The sequence below is a fragment of the Microbacter sp. GSS18 genome, assembly GCA_029319145.1.
GTDB lineage: Bacteria > Actinomycetota > Actinomycetes > Actinomycetales > Microbacteriaceae > Microbacterium.
The window spans coordinates 3,429,086-3,449,058 of the sequence record CP119753.1 but is presented as its reverse complement, the minus strand read 5'-3'; the positions used below and the strand labels follow the sequence as shown (position 1 = coordinate 3,449,058).

The 19,973-nt window shown below is 68.3% G+C and carries 16 protein-coding genes; 14 read left to right on the top strand and 2 right to left on the bottom strand.

Annotation, left to right across the window (positions count from 1 at the left end):
- The first annotated feature begins 16 nt into the window (after positions 1–16).
- The 9 genes from P0L94_15880 to P0L94_15840 are packed head-to-tail and all read left to right on the top strand — an operon-like array spanning position 17 to position 9,417.
- Positions 17–310: a hypothetical protein gene (locus P0L94_15880; GenBank protein WES63934.1), complete on the top strand. Its 294-nt coding sequence runs from the start codon at positions 17–19 to the stop codon at positions 308–310.
- Positions 310–1,806 (top strand): hypothetical protein, encoded by a 1,497-nt coding sequence (locus tag P0L94_15875; GenBank protein WES63933.1) that lies wholly within the window; start codon positions 310–312, stop codon positions 1,804–1,806. The genes P0L94_15880 and P0L94_15875 overlap by 1 nt, the downstream gene beginning before the upstream one ends.
- The gene (locus P0L94_15870) at positions 1,803–3,296 is read left to right on the top strand and encodes a hypothetical protein (GenBank protein WES63932.1); all 1,494 of its coding nucleotides are present in this window, start codon (positions 1,803–1,805) and stop codon (positions 3,294–3,296) included. The genes P0L94_15875 and P0L94_15870 overlap by 4 nt, the downstream gene beginning before the upstream one ends.
- On the top strand, positions 3,296–4,894 hold the full coding sequence (locus tag P0L94_15865; GenBank protein WES63931.1) for a hypothetical protein: 1,599 nt from the start codon (positions 3,296–3,298) through the stop codon (positions 4,892–4,894). Before P0L94_15870 ends, P0L94_15865 begins: the two co-directional genes overlap by 1 nt.
- The gene (locus tag P0L94_15860) at positions 4,891–6,213 is read left to right on the top strand and encodes a ParA family protein (protein WES63930.1); all 1,323 of its coding nucleotides are present in this window, start codon (positions 4,891–4,893) and stop codon (positions 6,211–6,213) included. Before P0L94_15865 ends, P0L94_15860 begins: the two co-directional genes overlap by 4 nt.
- Positions 6,214–6,228: 15 nt before the next feature.
- Complete coding sequence (locus P0L94_15855) at positions 6,229–8,082, top strand: TraM recognition domain-containing protein (protein WES63929.1); 1,854 nt, start codon at positions 6,229–6,231, stop codon at positions 8,080–8,082.
- Complete coding sequence (locus tag P0L94_15850; GenBank protein WES63928.1) at positions 8,075–8,467, top strand: hypothetical protein; 393 nt, start codon at positions 8,075–8,077, stop codon at positions 8,465–8,467. Before P0L94_15855 ends, P0L94_15850 begins: the two co-directional genes overlap by 8 nt.
- Positions 8,460–8,930 carry a hypothetical protein gene (locus tag P0L94_15845; GenBank protein WES63927.1) on the top strand — a complete coding sequence of 157 codons (471 nt, stop codon included), beginning with the start codon at positions 8,460–8,462 and terminating at the stop codon, positions 8,928–8,930. Before P0L94_15850 ends, P0L94_15845 begins: the two co-directional genes overlap by 8 nt.
- Before the next feature lie 43 nt (positions 8,931–8,973).
- On the top strand, positions 8,974–9,417 hold the full coding sequence (locus tag P0L94_15840) for a single-stranded DNA-binding protein (GenBank protein WES63926.1): 444 nt from the start codon (positions 8,974–8,976) through the stop codon (positions 9,415–9,417).
- Between the two features lie 112 nt (positions 9,418–9,529).
- Here P0L94_15840 and P0L94_15835 read toward each other — a convergent pair whose 3' ends face one another.
- Positions 9,530–12,544, bottom strand: coding sequence for an AAA family ATPase (locus P0L94_15835; protein WES63925.1), 3,015 nt, complete (start codon positions 12,542–12,544; stop codon positions 9,530–9,532).
- 533 nt (positions 12,545–13,077) lie between these two features.
- Here P0L94_15835 and P0L94_15830 point away from each other — a divergent pair.
- From P0L94_15830 to P0L94_15810, 5 genes are all read left to right on the top strand, one after another.
- Positions 13,078–13,881: a hypothetical protein gene (locus tag P0L94_15830; protein WES63924.1), complete on the top strand. Its 804-nt coding sequence runs from the start codon at positions 13,078–13,080 to the stop codon at positions 13,879–13,881.
- A 198-nt stretch (positions 13,882–14,079) separates the two neighbouring features.
- The gene (locus P0L94_15825; protein ID WES63923.1) at positions 14,080–15,744 is read left to right on the top strand and encodes an FAD-dependent monooxygenase; all 1,665 of its coding nucleotides are present in this window, start codon (positions 14,080–14,082) and stop codon (positions 15,742–15,744) included.
- A gap of 590 nt (positions 15,745–16,334) precedes the next feature.
- Positions 16,335–16,949, top strand: a complete 615-nt coding sequence (locus tag P0L94_15820) for a GyrI-like domain-containing protein (protein WES63922.1) — start codon at positions 16,335–16,337, stop codon at positions 16,947–16,949.
- 234 nt (positions 16,950–17,183) lie between these two features.
- Positions 17,184–17,447 carry a ribbon-helix-helix protein, CopG family gene (locus P0L94_15815; protein ID WES63921.1) on the top strand — a complete coding sequence of 88 codons (264 nt, stop codon included), beginning with the start codon at positions 17,184–17,186 and terminating at the stop codon, positions 17,445–17,447.
- Positions 17,444–17,683, top strand: coding sequence for a hypothetical protein (locus P0L94_15810; protein ID WES63920.1), 240 nt, complete (start codon positions 17,444–17,446; stop codon positions 17,681–17,683). The genes P0L94_15815 and P0L94_15810 overlap by 4 nt, the downstream gene beginning before the upstream one ends.
- Positions 17,684–17,889: 206 nt before the next feature.
- Here P0L94_15810 and P0L94_15805 read toward each other — a convergent pair whose 3' ends face one another.
- A complete protein-coding gene (locus P0L94_15805; protein WES63919.1) occupies positions 17,890–19,941 on the bottom strand; it encodes a hypothetical protein in 2,052 nt (683 codons plus the stop codon).
- Positions 19,942–19,973 lie beyond the last annotated feature (32 nt).

Here is a 19,973-nt window from a genome sequence, read left to right as displayed (position 1 = left end):
AGTGAAGGAGCACAGCATGTCGTACACCGCCCCCACCGAGGTCGACATCCCCGAGATCGAGCCGGACTTCACGGCACCGTTCTTCGCCGGCTTTCAGGTCGTCGCGTCCTACATCCTCGCCGGAGCGATGCTCGTGGTGCTGATCATGCTGATCATCGCCGGAGCCTCGCTCGCGTTCCGCGGCCTGGCGTCCGACCGGATGCGCACCTGGGCGGGCGAGAACATCCTCTGGATCTTCATCGCCGCCGCCATCCTCGGCGCCGCGTCCGGCCTGTTCGCCTGGTTCGTGAACTTCGACTTCGGATTCTGATGTTCCCCGTCCGGACCCTCGCGACAGGACTCGCCCTCGCGGGCATCCTGCTGCTGACCGCCGCCCCGGCGAGCGCAGCCGAGCCCGGCGCTGGAGTCGTCCGCACCGAAGCGTCGACCACGGTGACCGGTGAGCCGTGGTCGGCGCCGGACTACCCGGTGACGTGCGTCGCGGCGGGCGGGCAGGTCTCGTGCACGCCGGATGATCCGACGCTCGTCAAGCCGCAGCAGTGCTACCTCGGCGTCTTCTACGCGGGCGCACGCGCGACCGTCTGCACGACGTACGAGGGGCATGCCGAGGCGCTCCGCGGCGCGGGCGGCAAGGTGGTCCTCGTCGAGTACGGATGCAGCATCGGCGACCTCGTGTGCATCACGTTCGAGAACGCCGGCCGTGGCATGGCGATGAACGCGACCGCCGCGATGTACCTGGTCGCGTCCAACATGCGCTTCGACACCACGACTCTGCTGTGGGATGCCGCCGCGGGCGAATGGTCGTTCTGGCAGTGGGCGGTGCTCATGGTCCTATTCGGGTCGATGGTGTGGGCGATCGGCGCCGCCGTCGTCTCGGGCGACCGCGAGCAGCTCGTCGGGGGGATCATCCGCACGTTCATTGCGATCCCCGCGGTCCCGATCACCCTGTGGCTGACCGGGCATCTGCTCAACGCGATCGACGACATGACCTGGTACATCCTCAACCGCAGCGGGCCGACCGAGTTATTCGCGACGCTGCAGAGCGTGATGTGGGCGGGCGGGCAGGCGAACTACTTCTTCGCGTTCCTGATCCATGGGCTGATCTTGATCGGAATGCTGCTGCTCGGGCTCGTCTTCGCGTTCCGCAACATCGTCCTCGCGGCCCTCATCGCCGTGGGACCGGTCGCGTGGATGCTGTTCCCCGTGCGCGGGATCGGGCCGCAGTGGGTCGTCCGCTACGTCTCGGCCGTGGTGGTGCTGCTCCTGACGGGGCCGCTCACGGTCGGGTTCGTCACTCTCATCATCAACGGACTCGCGAGTGTGAAGACGATCTGGGATCCCCAGTCGTGGCCGCTGCTGGTCGGCCTCGTCCTCGTCGCCTTCGCACCATTCGCGATCTTCGGCCTGTTCAGCTTCGTCGGCGCGGTCGCCGCCGACAGCGTCGGCTCGCGGCTCGGGTCCGGCGCCGGCCGCATGGCGTCGGGCGCCGCCCGCACCGCCGTCCGCGTTCCTACCCGATTGGGGGCCTCCCCCGCGGGCGTCGTCCCCGGCCGCGGCAGTGCCGCGCCATCCGCATCCGCGCCGGGCAGATCGACATTCCAGACCGCACCGGTCGGCTCGTCTGGCCCAACTGGGGCAGCCGGCGCCGCCGGCTCCGCAGGTCGCCCCGGCGCCGGCGCGTCGTCGTCGGCGGCATCCGCTCCCCCGCGCAACGCCCCGGCACCACCGGCACCCGCGCCGAACTCACGACCCGCGGCCGCCCCGCAGCCCCCTGCTCCCGTCCGACCGGAGAGGACACCGAAATGACCGCCACTCCTGACCTCACCCGCCCCGTGCGGCTCCCCCGCCGCTCGAGGCAGGGCGTCGTCCTCGGCATGGACGGCTGGCAGCTCGCGTTCATCGCCGCGGCCGCCATCGTGATCCTGATCAGCGTCAACCGGTTCGGGCCTCCGGGTCTGCTCTACGCGGCACCGATCTACCTGATCCTCGCAGTCACCGCGCTGACGACGATCCACGGGATCTCGGCACCGCGCATGGCGGGCCTGTGGGTCCTCAAGCGCGTGCGGCACGCGATGGGCGCGACCACGCAGGTGTACCGGCCCGAGAAGCCGCGGTTGGCGGGGACCTTGAACCTGCCGGGCACGCGCGCGTCGATCCAGCTCTGGGAGGTCGAGGGCATCGCGTGCGTCTACAACCCGCACGACCGCACCGCGTCGGTGACCGCCGAGCTCGAGGTGCAGGGCTTCCTGATGCACGACAACCCTGAGCGGTTCGATCTCGCCCAGCAGTGGGCGCGCGTCCTGGCATCGTTCACGCAGCGTCCCGGCATCAAGCGCCTCACCCTGCAGGAGCGCACGATCCCCACCACCATCCGCTCTGCGCGAGACCACTATGACGAGATCGTCTCCAAGCGGAAGCTCGACGCGACCTCGCCGGTGGCAGACAACTACTCCGAGGTGATGAACCAGTCCGAGCGCTTCGCGGTCGCGCACCGGAACTACCTCACGTTCACCCTCGACCTGGTGGTGATGGGCCCGCAGCTGAAGTCGCTCGGCGGTGGGAAGGATGCCGTGCAGGCGCTCGCGCGCATCGAGGCGGCCAACCTCGCCGACGCGCTGGGCGCGGCGAAGGTCAAGGTCCGCAAGTGGCTCACGCCGCGCGACATCTCGGCACTGACGCGCATCACCATGGACCCTGAGTTCGCGAGCAACGTGCAGAACCGACCCCCGAAGGATGCCGGTGTCGACTCTGCGGCGATCGGCCCGATGTACCTCGAGGAGCCGAAGGACCGGCACGGGATCGTCCGCACCGACTCCGCCGTGCACACCACGATGTGGATCCACGAGTGGCCGCGCTCCGATGCCCCGATCGGGTTCGTCTCCCCGCTCGTGTACGCCCGGCATCCGAACACCGGCGAAGCAGTGACGCACGTGTTCTCGCTCGTGCTCACCCCCGTGCCGGTGTCGAAGGCGCTGCGGCGCATCCGCGATGAGAAGAAGGTGTGGCGCGGCAACGAGAAGCTGCGCGCCAAGCGCGGCGCCGACGGATCGGCAGCGGATGCCGCGGACTGGGACGCCCTCGAGAAGCAGGAGGAGGAGATCATCGCCGGTCACGGCGAGTTCCGCTACGGCGGATACCTCACCATCAGCGCCGCCGACGAGGCCCGCCTCGACCAAGCCGTCGCCGGCATGCGCAATGCGCTCGCCCGCGCCGGCATGGAAGCGCAGGTCCTCTACTGCCAGCAGGCCGAAGCGCTCATGGTCAACGCGCTGCCCGTCGGGCTGGGGATGAAGTGATGACACGCCACGCCGTCGTCTTCGAACCGGGGGATCTTCCGCGCAAGGAACGCCGCGACCTTCGCCGCGCCATCGCGGATGCCGAACGTGCCGAGCGCCCGCAGCGCACCCGCCGCCGCGACCGGTCACTGCCCGAGGCGGTCGTCCCGGGTCCCTTCGGGCCGGCACTCGTCGACGGCGGCTACTGGAACCTGGCGCGCCCGGACCTGCCGCCGCACCAGGCGACGTCGCAGCACATCGCAGGCATCTACCCGTTCGTCGCGGACGCCGGTCTGGGTGACCGCGGGCCCATCGTCGGGGTCGACATGAACGCGGACGCGCTGTGGCACTTCTCGCCGTGGGAGTCGTACGTCGACCGATCCGACCGCCAGTCGCTGTCGACGAACATCCTCGTCCTCGGCGCGTACCGCGCCGGCAAGTCCGCCGCGGTGAAGACGCTCGTGACCCGGTCGATCGCGTTCGGTCATCAGGCGGTCGTCCCGTCCGATGCGAAGGGCGAATGGGTCGTGGTCGCCGAAGCGATCCCGAAGGGCACCGTTATCCGGCTCGGCGGCGGCACCTCCGCACGGCTCAACCCGCTCGACCGAGGCCCGCGCCGCAGCGACGCCACCGACGACCAGGACGAGCAGATGGTCCGCCAGCGCCGCATCACCACGCTGATCTCGATCGTCGAGATGGCGCTCGGCGGCGGGCGACTGACCGCGGTCGAGCACGCCGCCCTCCACGAAGCGCTCCAGCGCAGCATCCGCAGCACCGCCGACCGACCGACGCTGCGGAGCATCTACGATCACCTGGGCACGATCGTCGAGGACGGCGGCACCGACTTCCGCCTCGCCGACGGCGCGGTGCAACCGCGGTTCGTGCTCCGCCGGTTCGTCGACGGCGACCTGTCGGGTCTGTTCGAGGACGAGTCGACTGTCGCGTTCGACGCCGAGTCGCCGATCGTGGTGGTCGACACCTCGGAGCTGTTCGCGCGTGGCGAGCTCGTCGCGCAGATCACCCAGGTGTGCACGACCGCGTGGATCCAAGCCGTCGTATCGGACCGCTCCGCCAAGCGCACCCGCTACGTCATCCGCGAGGAAGGCTGGCGCGACATGACGTCGCTGGCGAGCCTGCAGATGTACCAGCAGTGGCTCAAACTCTCGCGCCACTACGGCATCAGCAACATCGTCATCCTGCACAAGATGGGCGACCTGGATGCTGTCGGCGACGCAGACTCGCAGGAGCGCAACCTCGCCTACTCGATCGTCGGCGACATCGAGAACAAGTTCATCTTCCGGGTCAACCACCAGGAGCAGACCAGCCTGCGGCAGCGGCTGAACATGCCGGCCCCACACGTCGAGATGGCCCGCCAGCTGCGCAAGGGCGAGTTCATCGCCTACGTCGGCCAGTACTCCTACCTCGTCGACTGCTTCGCGACGTCGACCGGGTGGGAGTACGAGCTGTTCAAGACCGACGACGCGGTCGAAGCATCCGACCGCGAAGACACCGTCTTGTCGCCCGCGTTCGGCACCGCCGAACTCGACGAGATCTGGCCGGACGCCCCCGACGACAGCCTCGACGGCTGGCTCGCCGCCTCGGAGAGGAGCACACCATGACCATCGCCGCCAACCTGCGGGTCTACGCCACCGTCACCGGCCCCACCGCGACCTTCGTCGGCCACGACGGCCAGCGCGAGTCGCTCGTCGCGACCACCGCCGAAGACATCCGCAGCACCGTGATGCGGCGCGCCACGGACGAAGCCCGCAAGGTCGGCGCCCCACTCGAGCTCGTGACCGACGGCGACCGCGGCGAGCACCGGCTCGTCATCGCCGCCGACGGCGCGATCACCCGCCCCGCGCTCCGCGCACTCGAAGCCATCGAGGAGGGCGACGACCTCAGCGACATCGACGATGTGGAGGATCTCGACGACATCGCCGACCCTGACCTGATCGAGACTCCGCCGCCGGTGCACGCGTCGACCACAGCGCCCGCGCCCGAGGAATCGGCGGATGCCGCACCCCGAGCAACCTTCATCGCCGCTGGCCCCGCGCCAACGGCCGCAGAGAGGCGAACCGGCTTCCGCGGCCTGATGCTGCGGCTTGGGTTCCTGCCCACGACCTCGGATGTCGAGACCGCGCGCGCCGAAGCGGTCCGCACCGTCTCCCAGCACTGGGCCGGATGCCGCAGCATCGCCGTCGTCAACGGCAAGGGCGGCGTCGGCAAGACGATCACCACAGCGATGCTCGCCGCCGTCTACGGTCGTTCCGGCGGGGGCAACGTGCTCGCGTGGGACAACAACGACACCCGCGGCACCCTCGGCTGGCGCACCGAGACCGGCCGCTACGACACCACCATCCGCGATCTGCTCCCCCAGGCCGACGAGCTGCTCGCCTCAGGCGCATCGGTCTCGGACATCGCGGCGTTCGTCCATCACCAGTCGGCGGACCGCTACGACGTCCTCCGCTCCAACCCCGAGCTGCTCGCGGTCCATCAGCGGATCGCCCAGGCCGAGTTCGACCGGCTCCTGCAGGTCGTCGCTCGCTACTACCGGCTCGTGATCTTCGACTCCGGCAACGACGAGTCCGCCGACCGCTGGCTGCGGATGGTCGACTCGTCCGCTCAGCTGGTGATCCCCACCCTCACCGCGCCCGAGTCGGCGGAGTCCGCAGCGCTGCTGCTCGACGCGCTCCACGCCCGCGATCACCGCTCGTCGGCACTCGCCGCGAACGCCGTGGTCGTCGTGACGCAGTCCGAACGCTCCAGCATGCGGGACGTGCGGGCGATCGCCGACCGGTTCGCTCCGCTCGTTCGCGCGGTCGAGATCGTGCCGTTCGACCCGGCGCTGAAGTCCGGCCCACTCCGGCATGACGCGCTGCGCCCCGCCACACGTGAAGCCTGGCTGCGGGTCGCGGCGGCCGCGGCATCCGAGCTCTGAGGAAGGGAAGCCATCATGCAGGCTCTGCTGGGCAAGGCCATCGCGATCGGCATCGCCGTCGCGTTCGTCCTCAGCCTCATCTTCGGGTTCGTCGCCGAAGCGACCACCCAGCTACTCTGTGGGGCGCGACCGACGCCCGAGAACATGTTCTCGGGGCTCTGGCTCGCGATCTCCGGTCAGGCGAACGCATATGAACCGCCCGCGGGCTGCGCACTGCCCGTGGTGCCGATCCGCATCGCGGACATCGCCCTCGTGGTGCTCGTCGCAGCTGCCGCGGTGTTCGGTCTGGTGAAGTGGCGGAAGTACCGGGAGTCCAGCCGCTACTTCCTTGCCGAGCTGCGGTCGCGCCCGGGCTTCGCGCATGCGCGCGACCTGCAGGAGTTCCTGTCCGCCAAAGCCGTCTTGCGCCGCGCGAGCCAGCTGCGGCCCGACGTCCCCAACCCGAAGCCGACCGACGTCGGGTGGCGCGTCGGCCGCTCACGCGGGACGGACGTGTATGTGTCGATCGAGGACTCCGTGGCCCTCGAGGGACCACCCCGGTCGGGGAAGGGGTACCGGGTGCTGATCTCGGCGATCCTCGACTGGTCGGGTCCGCTCATCACGACGTCGACGACGAACGACAACCTGACCGCGACGATGCGGATGCGCCAGCGCCGCGGCGACGTCCACGTGTTCGACCCGCAGGGTCTCAGCGGCGTCCGGCATCCGATCCGGATCAGCCCGATCGCCGGGTGCGAGAACCCGCTGGTCGCCACCCAGCGCGGCACCGCCATCATCACCGGCACCGCACTCGGGACCTCAACGACGAACGCCGAGTGGGCACAGGCATCCGGGCTCGTCCTCGGCCGGTTGCTGCACGCCTGCGCTCTCGGCGGCCACGGGGTCGACAAGCTGTACGAGTGGGGTTCGAACCCCATGGTCGCTCGCGACGCGCTTCCGATCCTCGCCGACAACGGCGCACGAACCTGGGCTTCGAGCCTGGACGCGACGCTGTCCGGCGACGAGAAGCTGCTCTCCTCCATCTGGTTCGGCGTCGCGCAGGCCGTCGCGCCGCTCGCAGTGCCGCAGATCCGCGACACCCTCATGCCCCGCCCGGGCGACCCCGTGTTCGACCCGCGCGAGTTCCTCCGCGCCCCGAACACGCTCTACCTGATCGGCTCCGCCTCCGGGGCATCGGCGATGGGCGGGTTCTTGGGCGCCCTCGTCGACGACATCGTCGAGGTCGCCCGCAAAGAGGCGCTCTCGTCCCCCAATGCGCGCCTCACCCACCCGCTCGGACTCATCCTCGACGAGATCGTGAACATGTTCCGATGGGGCAATCTACCCAGGATCATGGCCGACGGCGGCGGACGCGGCATCTGCACCTTCGTCGTCCTGCAGGCCCTCTCGCAGGCCGAGACCTCATGGTCCCGCGCTGAAGCCGACACCATCTGGGCTGCAGCGACCGCGAAGCTGCTCCTCGGCGGCGCATCACACGTCGAACACCTACGGGACGTCGAAACGATGCTCGGCGACCGCGACTTCCGGCGCACGCAGCGATCCTGGAGCAACGACAGCTCCCGCTACAACACCAGCGAGCACCACGAGCGCCGGCCGATCATGTCGGTCGACGAGATCAGGCGGATGCCAGCAGACACCGGACTGCTCGCCTTCCGCAATCTCAGCCCGGTGCTCCTCGAACTCGCTGGCTGGGACGACCGCCGCGACGCCCGCGACATCCAGGCCGGCAAGCGCGAAACCGAGCGCGAACAACGCGAGGTGTTCGCCGAGGCGAACGAGCAAGACATCCGACAGTGGCCCACCACGGTCAAGGCCGACGATGAGGACGCCCGGGAGAGGGTCGCCGCGACGGAGGCCGACGATGAGTAACCGGCGTCGACCCACGTTCAACAGCGGCTACCGGGCAGGGTTCCTGAGGTCTCCGGCGTGGTTCGCGCGCCGCGACCGCTGGTTCCGTGCTCGGGCTGCGACCGGACACCCGATCGTGTGCGCGCTGTGTGATGCCGCAGGCGACCAACGCTCACTCGAGCTGCATCATCTCGACTATGCCGGTGTCGTGAAGGGCGCGCGGGGGTGGCGGTCGCTTGAGCGTGACGAGGACCTCGTCCCGTTGCATCCCGCGTGCCACGAGGTGTTACACCGGCTCATCGACCGCGACACCGTGCTGTCGCGGCAGCGCACCCGCCGCGACGCCACCATGGTCGCGCTCGCCCTGTTGAAGAACGCCATGACCCAGGAGGACTCGCATGCCTGACTCGGACGCCCGCAGCCAAGCCCAACAGGCACTCGTGGACGACATGACACGTCCCAGCCCACCGCCCTCGCCGCCCTCGATCGGGGGCGCGACGAGCTGGCGCACGATGCAGGACCAGCAGGCGCGCGACGAATGGCGCGCGCTGCGCGACTGGGTCGAATGGGTCACCGTCCGCTACGAGATCTCGGTCTCGCTGATCCCGGAGTGCTGGTGGAAGCACGGCGCGCTCGTGGAGGAGCTCTCCGCATTGCACAGCGCGCACCGCGCCGCGTTCCACCCGACCGACAGCGGCAACGGGCCCATCACGTGGCACCAGCACTTCGCCAACGCCATGCCCCGGCTGCGGAACGCCTACAACGGCGGATGCAGCGAGGGCCACTCGTCACGCCGACCCCGCCGATGGAAGGGCGTGACGGACGAGGAGGAGTGGGAGACGTGGACCAACCAGAGCCACGCCCACTGAGGCATCCGCCCGGATGTCTCTCACCGATAGGAAGGAAAGCAGGATGACGACCAGGATCCCGGTCACCCTCGAGGGCAACCTCACCGGTGACCCCGAACACGGCGCCAGCGAGTCGGGCAACGAGTACGCCCGGTTCACCGTCGCCGTCAACGACCGCCGCCTCAACGAGTCGACCGGACGCTGGGAGGACGCAGGCACGGTGTTCCACCGCGTCGTCGTGTTCAACCAGCAGGCCCGTCACGTCGCCGAATCGCTGCACAAGGGCGACTCGGTGCTGCTGGCCGGCGACCTCCGCTTCAGCACCTACACCGACAAGGAGACCGGCCAGACCCGGGAGACCCGCGACGTGGTCGCGGACAACGTCGCCGCGTCGCTGAAGTTCACGAGCGTCGACGTGGCCCGCGCCCCAAAAGCTAACGGCCCCGAGTACGCCTCGGGGCCGGAAGTGGCACCGGTCTCGACCACCGGTGCGGGGCTCGCGCGCTGACCCATCAGATCAAGGTGCGGGCGGGAGTCATCGTACTCCCGCCCGCTTCTTGTGCTCCACCCCTGCGTCCGTTCATCCACCCCGAGCGCTGCCTGACGCCGACCTACGGGATTCAGCTGAGCCCGATCCCGCTTCGCCGGTCGACTGTGCCCGTGGCGGCCGCGGCCAGTGCGCGGTCGCGCTCCTCCCTCGCCCGACCTGCCGGGTCAACGCTGTGGCGCAGCTCGCGCTCCGCGACGACCCGGGCGAGGGTCGCCTCGGCTTCGGCCAGGCCCGCCTCGGCCGTGGCGAGCTCGGCGGCCCGGGCGATGCGTCGCTCCCGCAGTGCCGCGGCGGTGTCGTCGGCCTCGATCTCGATGAGACTTCGGCCGTGGGTATCTGCGACGGTCGTCGCATCTTCGGCCTCGAGCTGGGCGACGAGCATCTCGGTGCCGGCGAGCCACTCCTGGATGGGGTCCGCGTGCGCGCGTCGGCGTGCGATGTCTTCGCGCATCATCGCCTCGAGCCGGTCGATGCCGTCTACCGCACCGTACGGCCGGGCGTCACGATCGCTCCACGCGGCCGCCTCTTCGGGCGGCAGGGCGGCGCGGCGAAGTTCCGTCAGTGCCGCTCGGCGCGCGTCGTCGATCGTGACCTCGATCGTTCCGCGCATCATGCTGTCGGCGATCGCGTCCCGGGCGAGGGCATCGGTGCGCGCGACCGCGATCACCTCGTTGCGGACGCGGCCTCGCGTCATCCCGACGTACAGCCCGGATGCGTCGACGCCCGGCCCGACGATCGATGCATCCGTCGTCTCGCCCTGGATGCCGTGCACCGTCGACGCGTACGCGAGGTGGACGTGATCTGCGACGTAGTCCGCCGACACCGTCCGCACATCGGCGGAGTCGGCGACGCTCGCGAGCACGACTCCCGAAGACGTGATGCTGCGGACCGTCCACAGGGCCCGGTTCTCGACATCCGCCGCGCGATCGTTGCGTCGCGTCTGCACGACGTCGCCCTCGAGGATCCGCTGCTCCCCCTGGCCTACGGCAATGCGCTCCATCCTCAGCTGGCCGAGCTCGAGACGCCGCTCCTGGATCGCGTCGTTGATCGCATCCGCTTCGTCGTTGGTGCCAGTGACCAAAGCCACCCGCTTGTGGTCGGAGCTCCACCGGAAGTAGCCCTCGACCATCGCATCACGAGCGGCGAGCGAGTCCGAAACACGGGTGACCAGCCCCCGTGCGGCGAGGTCGTCGGCCACCGCGAGCGCCGCCTCGCGTGAACCCGGTTCGCGCAGTCGCAGTGTGAGTTCGGCGTACTCGGGGTCGCGGAAGCGATGGACCGCGGTCAGTTCGACGACGGCGCTGCTGCGTCTGGCCATGCACGCCATCGCGCCCGAGTGTCCGACGGGCATCGCCTGCAGGTGGTCTCCGACCATGGCGATCCCCGCTCCGGTCTCGCCGGCGAGCGTCGCGAGGGCCGTCGCGGTGTGGAGGTCGACCATTCCGGCCTCGTCGACCACGATCCGGTCGTCGGCCGCGAGTGGGTACTTCGTTGGCCCGCGGTACTGCATGCCTGTCGCGGCATCCGTCTCGCCGACCTGCAGTCGCTCCCACCGCTCGGCGCCGGCCGCGTCGCGGCTCCACCGCCATCCGTGGTCGGCCAGCAGCGCGTGAAGGCTCGACGCCGTCGCGCCGACCTCTCGCGCTGCGACCGACGCCGCCTTCTTCGTCGGCGCCACCACGACCATCTGTCGTCCCTGGAGCGCGAGCGCGTGCCGAGCGACTCGCAGTGTCGTCGTCTTGCCCGTGCCCGCAGGGCCCGTGACCGTGACGAGACGGTCGCTGCCGGCGATCGCGCCCGCAGCGCTCGCCTGCCCCGCCTCGAGCACAAGATCACCGCCGAGCGCCGATCCCGCGACGAGCTGCATCGCCTCGGGCGACAGCGCCCCTCCGGCACAGTGCAGGGCGTCGAAGCGCGCAGCGAGTTCGACCTTGAGCGATGCGGTCGATGCGGCCATGTGGCCCTTCACGTGCGCGGGGCGGTCGCCGTCGATGAGGTCGACCGTGTGCGCCATCGCACGTTCGACGATGTGGTCGATGTGGTCTTGGAGCTGCTCCCGCGTCGCCACGATCCCCGATGCGGCGAGCGCGCGCGTCGCGCCGGCGCGCACGTCGAACATACTGAAGCGTCCCCCCGAGGCCGCCGCCCGTGCATCGGCGTCGACGATCGCACGCGCCGCGAAAAGGTCGACGTCCACATCGCGCTGCGCCGTTGCGAGCATCGGCGGACGGGGCGCGGTGAGAGCCGGGTCGATATCTGCGAGCTCGTCGAGCACGAGCTGCTCCCACGCGTCCTCGTCGAAGTGCGTGGGCTTCGCGGGCCTCCCCTGCGCCCACGCCTTTCGGTCGATCTGTTGCAGGACGTCTCGCCCCGGCTCCTGGCCCGGATGCTCCTGGCGCCACCGCGCGAGCAGCACCGCACGGTTCTTCTCGATCTGGTTGGACCGCCGCGACAGCGGCCGCACGGCGTGCGCGACCTCGACGACCTCGCCGGACTCGTTGAGGCTGTACCCGTGGCGGGCGAGCGCCGCGATCCACTCGGGATCGGTGCGCGCGGCCAGCTCGCCCTCGGCATTGATGAGCGTGTGCATCTTCATCGCCACGCGCGAGTCGACGTTCGACCATTGCCCGTCCCGCCCCTGCACGCGCACGTTCAGCCACAGGTGCCGATGGATGTGTGGGTCGAGTGCGCGGGACCGCCGGTGCTTGAGCTCGACGACCTCGACCTGCACCAGGTCCTCTCGAATGCGGCCGCCCGCGCCGCGTCGAGCATTCAGCTCCCGCTGCCACATGATGATCACTCGGTCGCGGAGCCGGTCCTGCAGCGCTTCGAACTCTCGTGCAAGTTCCGGGTGGAGGAGCGTCACGAGGCTGTATGACTTCGGGGCGTTGATCGTTCCGTCGAGCACCAGATCCGCGTCCGGCGAGGCGAGCAGCCGTCCACGCCGGTCGCCTGTCAGCGGATCGCATCCGTCGACCCAGCTGCAGAGCTGATCGCGGTCCAGTTCATCCGACGCGATCTGCCCGTCCCGAACCGTGAAGCGCGTGACGGTCGGGCTACCGGCCGAGTAGTCGGCGAGCGCCACCGTCCCACTCGAGAGACGTGATGCCGCGTCACACTCACCATCGAGCGCATACGCGATCGCGGCGCGAACGCCGTGAGATTCGACTCCACGCTTCCACCGCTCAAGACCCCCGCGCATAGCGCCGAGGATACTCGCTCTTACCTATCTATGGTTTGCATTCACAGAAAGTGCCTGCGTGCGTCGTTGATCTTGACTTCCTTGGCCGACGTCATGGGTCAAATCGGGCGAGGTCGCGTGCCGCTCTTGGCGTCTGCGGTGGCGATGCCGCGATCGCCTAACTGGTCCGTCGGGGCATGCGCGCGGTGGACTCGGATGAGGAACCTGCTCTGCACTCTGGAGCGGCCGGGTTCTACGAAGTCCGGGGCTGCGTCGAGTCCACGGTCGCGTAGCGCGGGTGTCGGACCGCGCGCTCAAGGACCGACTTTCGGGCGCGTTCGGATGGACGTGAGGTCCGCCAGCATCCAGGTCACGCGACCCCGACCCCCCACGCCTCGAGCCAGAGCGATCGAACCAGTCGGTGCGAGAATCCGGGGGTGGACAATGCAGCGATACGCCTTCAGGAGATCTCGAAATACTGGCTTGACCTGCGCGACTCGTTCCGCGGAGTGATCACTGCAGGCCTTCCACCCGAGGGATCGGACTTCGAAGCCGATCTGAAGTTGGTACGGCGGACGGTCAGCACGCTTCCACACGCAGCCTTCATGCTCAACAGCACATTCGACTCCGCCGAAGTCCTCGAAATGGCATGGCACGTACCAAGTCATCATGTGCCATCTGACTACATGCTCATGCGTGCAATGCTCGACAACGCGCTGAGGACGATCTGGCTACTGGAGCCCGACGAAGTAGAGGAGCGATTGGTGCGGGCCTGGCTACTCGCCCGGGACGCACCAAACAGAAGCAAGACCCGCGCAACGAAGATGCTAAAGGCAAGCCCCCAGCGTCCCAGCGCTGAGTCATTGAAGGCGACCGCGTCGAACGCGAAGCGATACATAGCCGACCTCGACGAAACGTTCAAGAAGGCGGTCGGCACACTGCCCGCACCTACGACTCTCCAAGCTGAGGACTTCATCACGGCGGCCGAGCGCCAGGACCTCGAACAGGGTGAAGACGGCGGCATCGCGCGGCTGTGGAGCCAACTTAGCGAGCTCGCGCATGGCTCAATGGTGCCGACCGAGCACCGTCGAGTCGCTGACACCCCGACCGGCCACCTGCGCCCAACCCGCCCAAATGTGGAGGACATTGCTCTCTCCGCTGGCCTCATTACGCGGATGCTGAACGGCGCCCTGAACCTCTTCTACGCGCGCTTCGATCCAGGCGATGCACAACGACCGTGACCTTCAGTCGTCGACCCTGTTTCGGACGTGTTTCAGACCTCTCTCGCGCTCCATCGAACGCGAGAGGTCAGAGTTACCTCGCAGTCACGACGGGCGAGGGGCGCAGAAACATGCCTAGCCTATCGTCGCTGAGGATCCCGATGCCGCGCGCGGGATCCCCCGCGCGACGCTCCGACATCCAAGTAAGGAATGCCCGAAATGGACCTCGACATCCCAACCCGTACTAGCGTGCTCATCGTGGGCGGCGGCCCGGTCGGCTGCGCGCTAGCCATCGAACTCGCCCATCGCGGAGTCGACGCGGTCGTCGTCGAGAAGGAGCTCGTAACTCCGGCAGTGCCGGTCAAGGCGATGCTGCTGAACGCGCGCACGCTCGAGCACATGGCGCGCTGGGGCATCGCCGACGACATTCGCGCCGCCGCCGTGACGCCTCAGGGTTGGCTGCAGGGCGTCACTTTCGGTACTTCGCTCACTGGTCGCGATCTCGGGCACTTCCGTGAGGGCTTCGACTTCCACACCGAGCAGGAGTCCGACGACCTGCGCGAGCGCGCCCAGGTCGTGATGCAGCCCGACACGCTCCGGGTGCTGCGTGCGGCGATTCAGCGCAGCGGCGCCACATACGCAGCAGGCTGGGAGGTACTAGAGCTGGCACAGGACGATGAGGTCGTGGCTCGCATGCGCCACGTCGAGACGGGCGAAGAGCGCCGGATCGTCGCTGAGTATGCGGTGGGCGCCGACGGCCCGCAAAGCATCGTGCGCACCACTGCCGGGATCACCCGTTCGGGGCGCGGCGGCATCAGCGCGAACTTGCTGCTGCACTTCCGGGCGCCCGGCGTTCTCGACGACTACCGTCTGACCCCCGCTGCATTCTCGAACCTCACCCACCCCGAGGGCGGGGCACTGGTCGTCCCGATCGGAGGCGATCTCTTCTGCGCGCATGTGCCGGGATACCCGGTCGACGTCGACATCGACGACATCGACCTCCAAGAACTCGGTCGTCGCATCATTGGTCGCGACGAAGAAGAGGTCGAGTTCGTATACGCGGGCGTATACAAGGTGCACGAGCGTATCGCCGATGCATATCGCGCCGGACGCCTGTTCCTCGCCGGCGACGCCGCTCATCTCTACGCCCCGTTCGGAGGCCACAATCTCAACTCCGGCTTCGGCGACGCCGTCGACCTTGGTTGGAAGCTCGCTGCGGTCCTGAACGGCTGGGGCGGCGACGGGCTGCTGGACAGCTACGAGCACGAGCGGCGCCCCATCGCGGTACGCAACGCATCCGAGGCGTCCGGCAATGTCGCCCGTTTCGTCGGCGAGGCGAAGGCGATCATGACGGAGATGAGCGAGACCGACTACCTCGCGCCGGGCGTAGAGGCGGAAGCGCGCCGGCGTGCGTGGGGTGAGCGACTGTGGAGCGCCACGCGTCAGCAGTACATCTCCCGTGGCATCGTCCTCGACCAGCGCTATGCAAGCGACATCATCGTGCCCGACGACGCGACGGTACCCCCGTGGTCTTCGCTGCGATATGACGCCGTCGCGAAGCCCGGCCACCGCGCCCCGCACGTACGCCTGGCCGACGGCACCTCGCTGTACGCCGCCTTCGGCCCGGATTTCACCCTGGTCGTCGCACCAGGTGCGGAGGCAGCGGCCGCACGTGCGCACGCGACAGCTGTCGAGTGGGGCGTGCCGATGAGCTCGGTAGTCGTCGACGACGAGCGTGCACGCGCTCTCTACGGCGCGCCTCTGGTGCTCGTGCGCCCTGATCATCACGTCGCGTGGCGCGGCGACGACGAGGTCGAGTTCGCCGAAGTGCTGGATGTCGCGACCGGGCGTCAGGCCGCCCCACCCGTGGTTGCCGCAGCCTGAGTGAGGTGTACGTGCCCGGTTGAGCCGAACCGGGCACGTACACCTTCCCCCAAACTCGCGTGTGGGACCCGGCATGCGCTCTGCTCGGGCACCGCAACCGACGTCCCGCCGCCCGCTCGACGCATAGCCTGCGGCTCAGATGACAGATACCGATGTCGTGCGCCTGACATTCCTGATGGAGGCGCCGCGTCACGGCGACGAGCGGGCGGAGCACCGATCGCCGCTGCCATGGACTCGACCTCCTTCGGTCTTCCTCGTATCGCATAGCGAAGCGGCTCTACGATCGCGGCTTGATCGGTCAGGGGAGCTCCGCTCTGACGGACGTCCTCATGACCCGCTCGAGCTGGCCGGACGCACGGACCGCGGGTGGCCTGCCCGCCCTCGGCGCGTTCGCGGCCTTTGGTGATCAACACCCCCGCGATCTGTTTCGCTGCGAGCGCAGGCGGTCATCGAACTGGGCGAGGCGCAACGCGTAGGACGCGACGCCACGCCAAGTCCGATCGGACGAGCGATCGTCGAGATCGACATCGCCCGCCACCAAGCCTGAGTGGCCACTGGGGTTCACTCCCACGAGAGCAAGGAGCACGGCAATGAGACATGACTTGAAGCGGGATCTCGGGGACGTTTACAAGCCACCGTTAGGTCGATTCGTCGAGGTGGATGTACCGAAGATGCAGTATCTGAGCATCGACGGACACGGCGATCCCCACAAGGAATCTAGCTGCCGGCGCGCGATCGAGTCTTTGTACGTGTGCGCCTATCAGATCCGTGCCGGGTTCAAGAGGCGGACTGGCTCGGACTTCGTCGTGGGGCCGATCGAGGGGCTCTGGCCCAGCGACGAGTCAGCAGCACACTCCGAGGGCCGGAAGGGACACCGGGACTGGACCATGCTGATTCCTCTGCCCGAGGAGGTGGACGCACAGGATGTGGCGGACGGGCTTTCACCCGCGGCGAGGAAGAAGCCTGATCTCCCGATTGCTCTCGTGCGCCCCGTCACGATCACGGAGGGACGCTGTCTGCAGACGCTCAACATCGGCTCCATAGACGATGAGGCCCGTGTGCTCGCGCGCCTTCATCACGAAATCATGCCGCGTCTCGGGCTCACCCGGATCGGGCGACATCATGAGGTCTACCTCGGCGACCCCCGACGCACCTGTCCAGACAAGCGTAGGACGATCTTGAGACAGCCGGTCTCGGCTGCGTGAGCCTCGCAGACGCACAACCGCGCAGTGCCGTCCGCGCCTTGGCCAGCTGGGCGAAGGTACCGCTAGAAATCTGCCGTCCTCGTAGCGAGGAGAACGTCGCGGTCAGAGTCCCTCCAAAGCCCGCGCCCGCCAAGGCAACGTCGATCGAGTGGACCGCGAAGCGCGAGCGCTCGCCCGTGGACCCGGCTTCGGTCAGCCGTAGTCCAGTCCGCATTTTCGTATTACGATGTCGCCATGGGTGGTGAGGAGACGATCAACGGCGTTCCGGTGACGGAAGAGCAGATCGCCGCGTGGGCGGAGGAGGCCGAGGCCGGCTTCGATGTCGAGGCTCTCAAGCGGCGTGGACGGGGACGTCCCGGGCGCGGAGCTGAGCCCGCGCAGGTGGTCGCGCTCCGGCTCACGTCCGAGGAACTGGCCGCTCTCGACGCTCGCGCCGCGCGCGAGCACAAGACCCGCTCGGAGCTCATTCGCGAAGCGATCGCTGCGTACGCGGCGTGAAGGTCCACGACTCTGCGCTGAAGCACGGCATCGCACCCGAAGACATCATCCGGGCTGCATCGTGGCCGCTATGGATCGACGATCTCGACGACGACTCGCCCGCACGCCAACTTCGGCTCGGGTTCGACAGGCAGGGACGGCTACTCGAACTCGTGGTGCTCGTCATCGACAGCGGCAACGAGCTCGTGATCCACGCCATGAAGGCCAGGCCGCAGATGCTCGACCTGCTGCCATAGCTCGGGCTGAGCCAGGCGACCGCTCGCGGGGCGCTATGCGCACGGGGCGGGTCTCGACACCGCGGGGTGACGCGAGAGCCAGCGAACGCGCGCGTTCCGCGCCCGGATGCGTTCGCTCAACGACCGGGTTGCGGGCGCTCAAGAGTCGGCATTCGCACTTGGGGTTGGCCGGTCGCGACGCACGGGCTTCGGGCTTCGCGCCTCACTCAACTCGACGGCAGGCCGAGCTTGTCGAAGAACGCCCTGTTCCGCTCCGTGGCCGCGTTGACGAGGCCATCGAAGCTGATGACTTCGACGTAGGCCTTGTACGGCTCGACGTAGCCGAAGTACCCGAGCCCGTCATGCGTCTTGGTCAGGTTCGACAGCTTGCACATGCGCTCCATCGTCGGCGTCAGATCGGCGATGACGTAGCAGAAAGCAGGGGGCTCCTGCGCACTCGACGGGATCGGTCGACCGTTTGCAGTCGTCACCTTGCCTTCGCGGACGCGTGCGACGTAGTCGAGGCACTGTGCGATGGGGTTCTTGTCCTCCGTCGTCGCGTCGTTGCGCATGGGGCGCTTGAGCTCGACCACGACGACCGACTGCAGCGGAAACTTCTGCCCTGCGGCTGCGAGCACGGGAAGCCCCGGCTCGAGCACACGGGTCGCCAGAATGTCCGGCCTGTTCGGCGACTCGTCGTCCGTGACGGGCATGCTCTTCAGCGTCTTGTCGGACGCGAGGTAGTCGTGGAAGACCAGCCGCTCGTCGAGGATCCACAGGTTCGACGCTTCGACTTCGACCTCGTTCGAGTCCTTGCGCATCGGGAAGAGCAGCTCGTGGATGCGGTCCTCACGCGTGTACTTGCCGTCGCCGTCCGATTCGATGAGTTTCGCGAGGATGTCGAGCGTTGTCCGTCGCCTGGCGACGTAATTGGCCAGATCCGACCGGTTGAGATCTGTCAGCGTCTCGAGGTACTTGGCGAGGCGCTCGTCGTAGTCTTCGGGCTTCTGGCCGCTCGAGGACGCGAACACGGCCTGACCCTCGGCCAGCAGCTCGGTCTCGATCTTCTGGACCTGCTTGTGCAACTCCAGCTCGAGATCGGAGTCCTTCACCGACGGGTCCACGACGATCCCGGCCGATTCGATGCGCTTCATGAGCGATCGGTACTTCGGCCCCTTCGTGCTCACGAAATGGTTGATCCGCTCCTTGCTCGCGACCTGCGCCGACGCCAGCGGCTCGGCCAGCGCGTTCGAGACCTCGTACAGGACGCCTGCACGGATGTCGTCGAGCGTCGGCTCGTCGAGCAGGGCCTCACCCGGCATGCGATCTGGCAGGTCGAAGTCCGTGCGATCGGCCCTGACATGGTCGTCGAGAAAGGTCGAGGAAAGATAGCAGACGTACGTGAACTCCGCGGAGGCGCGGTCCTTCATGCGGGCGTATAGCCCGGGAAGCTTCCCAGCGATGCTCTCGTCCTTGACGACGCGGTTCGCGGCGCACCAGTGCAGGCGGGGCGTCGCGTTGCGGGCCGAAGCCTTCAGCCGGAGGTTCAGCATCTCGAACGTCTGGCCCTTGACCTCGAACGACGCCGTGGTCTCAGTGTGTCCGAGCTCTTCGACGAAGTCTTTGAGCGAGAACGTCTCGTCGTCGTCCGACACGAACACGTCGGGAGCACCGCCGACGCGGAGGAAGTACCAGATGCAGTGTTCGAAGATCTCTCGCGCGATGAGCTCGGCAGACTTCGCCGCGCTCTGTTGGTACGCCTTCTTGAAGCCGTCCAGACGCACGGTTGTGCCGGCGTCGGTCAGACCTTCGGGTGAGACGTCCTGCACGACGTCCTGGCTGACAGAGAACCTGAACTGACGCCCCGCGAGCGAGTCACCGTCGTAGTATGCGCTGCGCACCTCGACCCGATCGAACGCCACGAGCCAGAGGAGCCTACCCACGCCGCGGCAACCGATGCCGGCCTTGTAGTCGCTGTCGAGCGTCTCGAACGACGCCATGTTCTCGGGAGTGAACCCGATGCCGTTGTCCTCGACGCTGAAGCCGGTGATGATCTTGAGCGGCACGCGGCCAGGGGCGCCCGCGCCGAGATCGAAGGCACCTTGGGCCTCACGGTGGATTCGGACGATGAGGCGGCCTCGGCCGTCAGCGTCTTCGGGGAATCGCGCATCGATCGCCTGGATGCCGTTGACGACGGCCTCGTGGAGCGGGAGGAGTGCGTGGGTCTTAGGCAGCGTCGTGTTCCGCACGCGCCCCGACAGCGACGTCTTCAGCGCCATGTATCAGCCTCCGCTTGTTCATTGTCACGGAC

Bases quoted from the DNA above. Each gene is read 5' to 3' on its own strand.
- P0L94_15805 (WES63919.1), bottom strand. From the start codon at position 19,941: ATGGCGCTGAAGACGTCGCTGTCGGGGCGCGTGCGGAACACGACGCTG.
- P0L94_15820 (WES63922.1), top strand. From the start codon at position 16,335: ATGAGACATGACTTGAAGCGGGATCTCGGGGACGTTTACAAGCCACCG.
- P0L94_15880 (WES63934.1), top strand. From the start codon at position 17: ATGTCGTACACCGCCCCCACCGAGGTCGACATCCCCGAGATCGAGCCG.
- P0L94_15865 (WES63931.1), top strand. From the start codon at position 3,296: ATGACACGCCACGCCGTCGTCTTCGAACCGGGGGATCTTCCGCGCAAG.
- P0L94_15825 (WES63923.1), top strand. From the start codon at position 14,080: ATGGACCTCGACATCCCAACCCGTACTAGCGTGCTCATCGTGGGCGGC.
- P0L94_15850 (WES63928.1), top strand. From the start codon at position 8,075: ATGAGTAACCGGCGTCGACCCACGTTCAACAGCGGCTACCGGGCAGGG.
- P0L94_15845 (WES63927.1), top strand. From the start codon at position 8,460: ATGCCTGACTCGGACGCCCGCAGCCAAGCCCAACAGGCACTCGTGGAC.
- P0L94_15815 (WES63921.1), top strand. From the start codon at position 17,184: ATGGGTGGTGAGGAGACGATCAACGGCGTTCCGGTGACGGAAGAGCAG.
- P0L94_15870 (WES63932.1), top strand. From the start codon at position 1,803: ATGACCGCCACTCCTGACCTCACCCGCCCCGTGCGGCTCCCCCGCCGC.
- P0L94_15855 (WES63929.1), top strand. From the start codon at position 6,229: ATGCAGGCTCTGCTGGGCAAGGCCATCGCGATCGGCATCGCCGTCGCG.
- P0L94_15875 (WES63933.1), top strand. From the start codon at position 310: ATGTTCCCCGTCCGGACCCTCGCGACAGGACTCGCCCTCGCGGGCATC.
- P0L94_15860 (WES63930.1), top strand. From the start codon at position 4,891: ATGACCATCGCCGCCAACCTGCGGGTCTACGCCACCGTCACCGGCCCC.
- P0L94_15840 (WES63926.1), top strand. From the start codon at position 8,974: ATGACGACCAGGATCCCGGTCACCCTCGAGGGCAACCTCACCGGTGAC.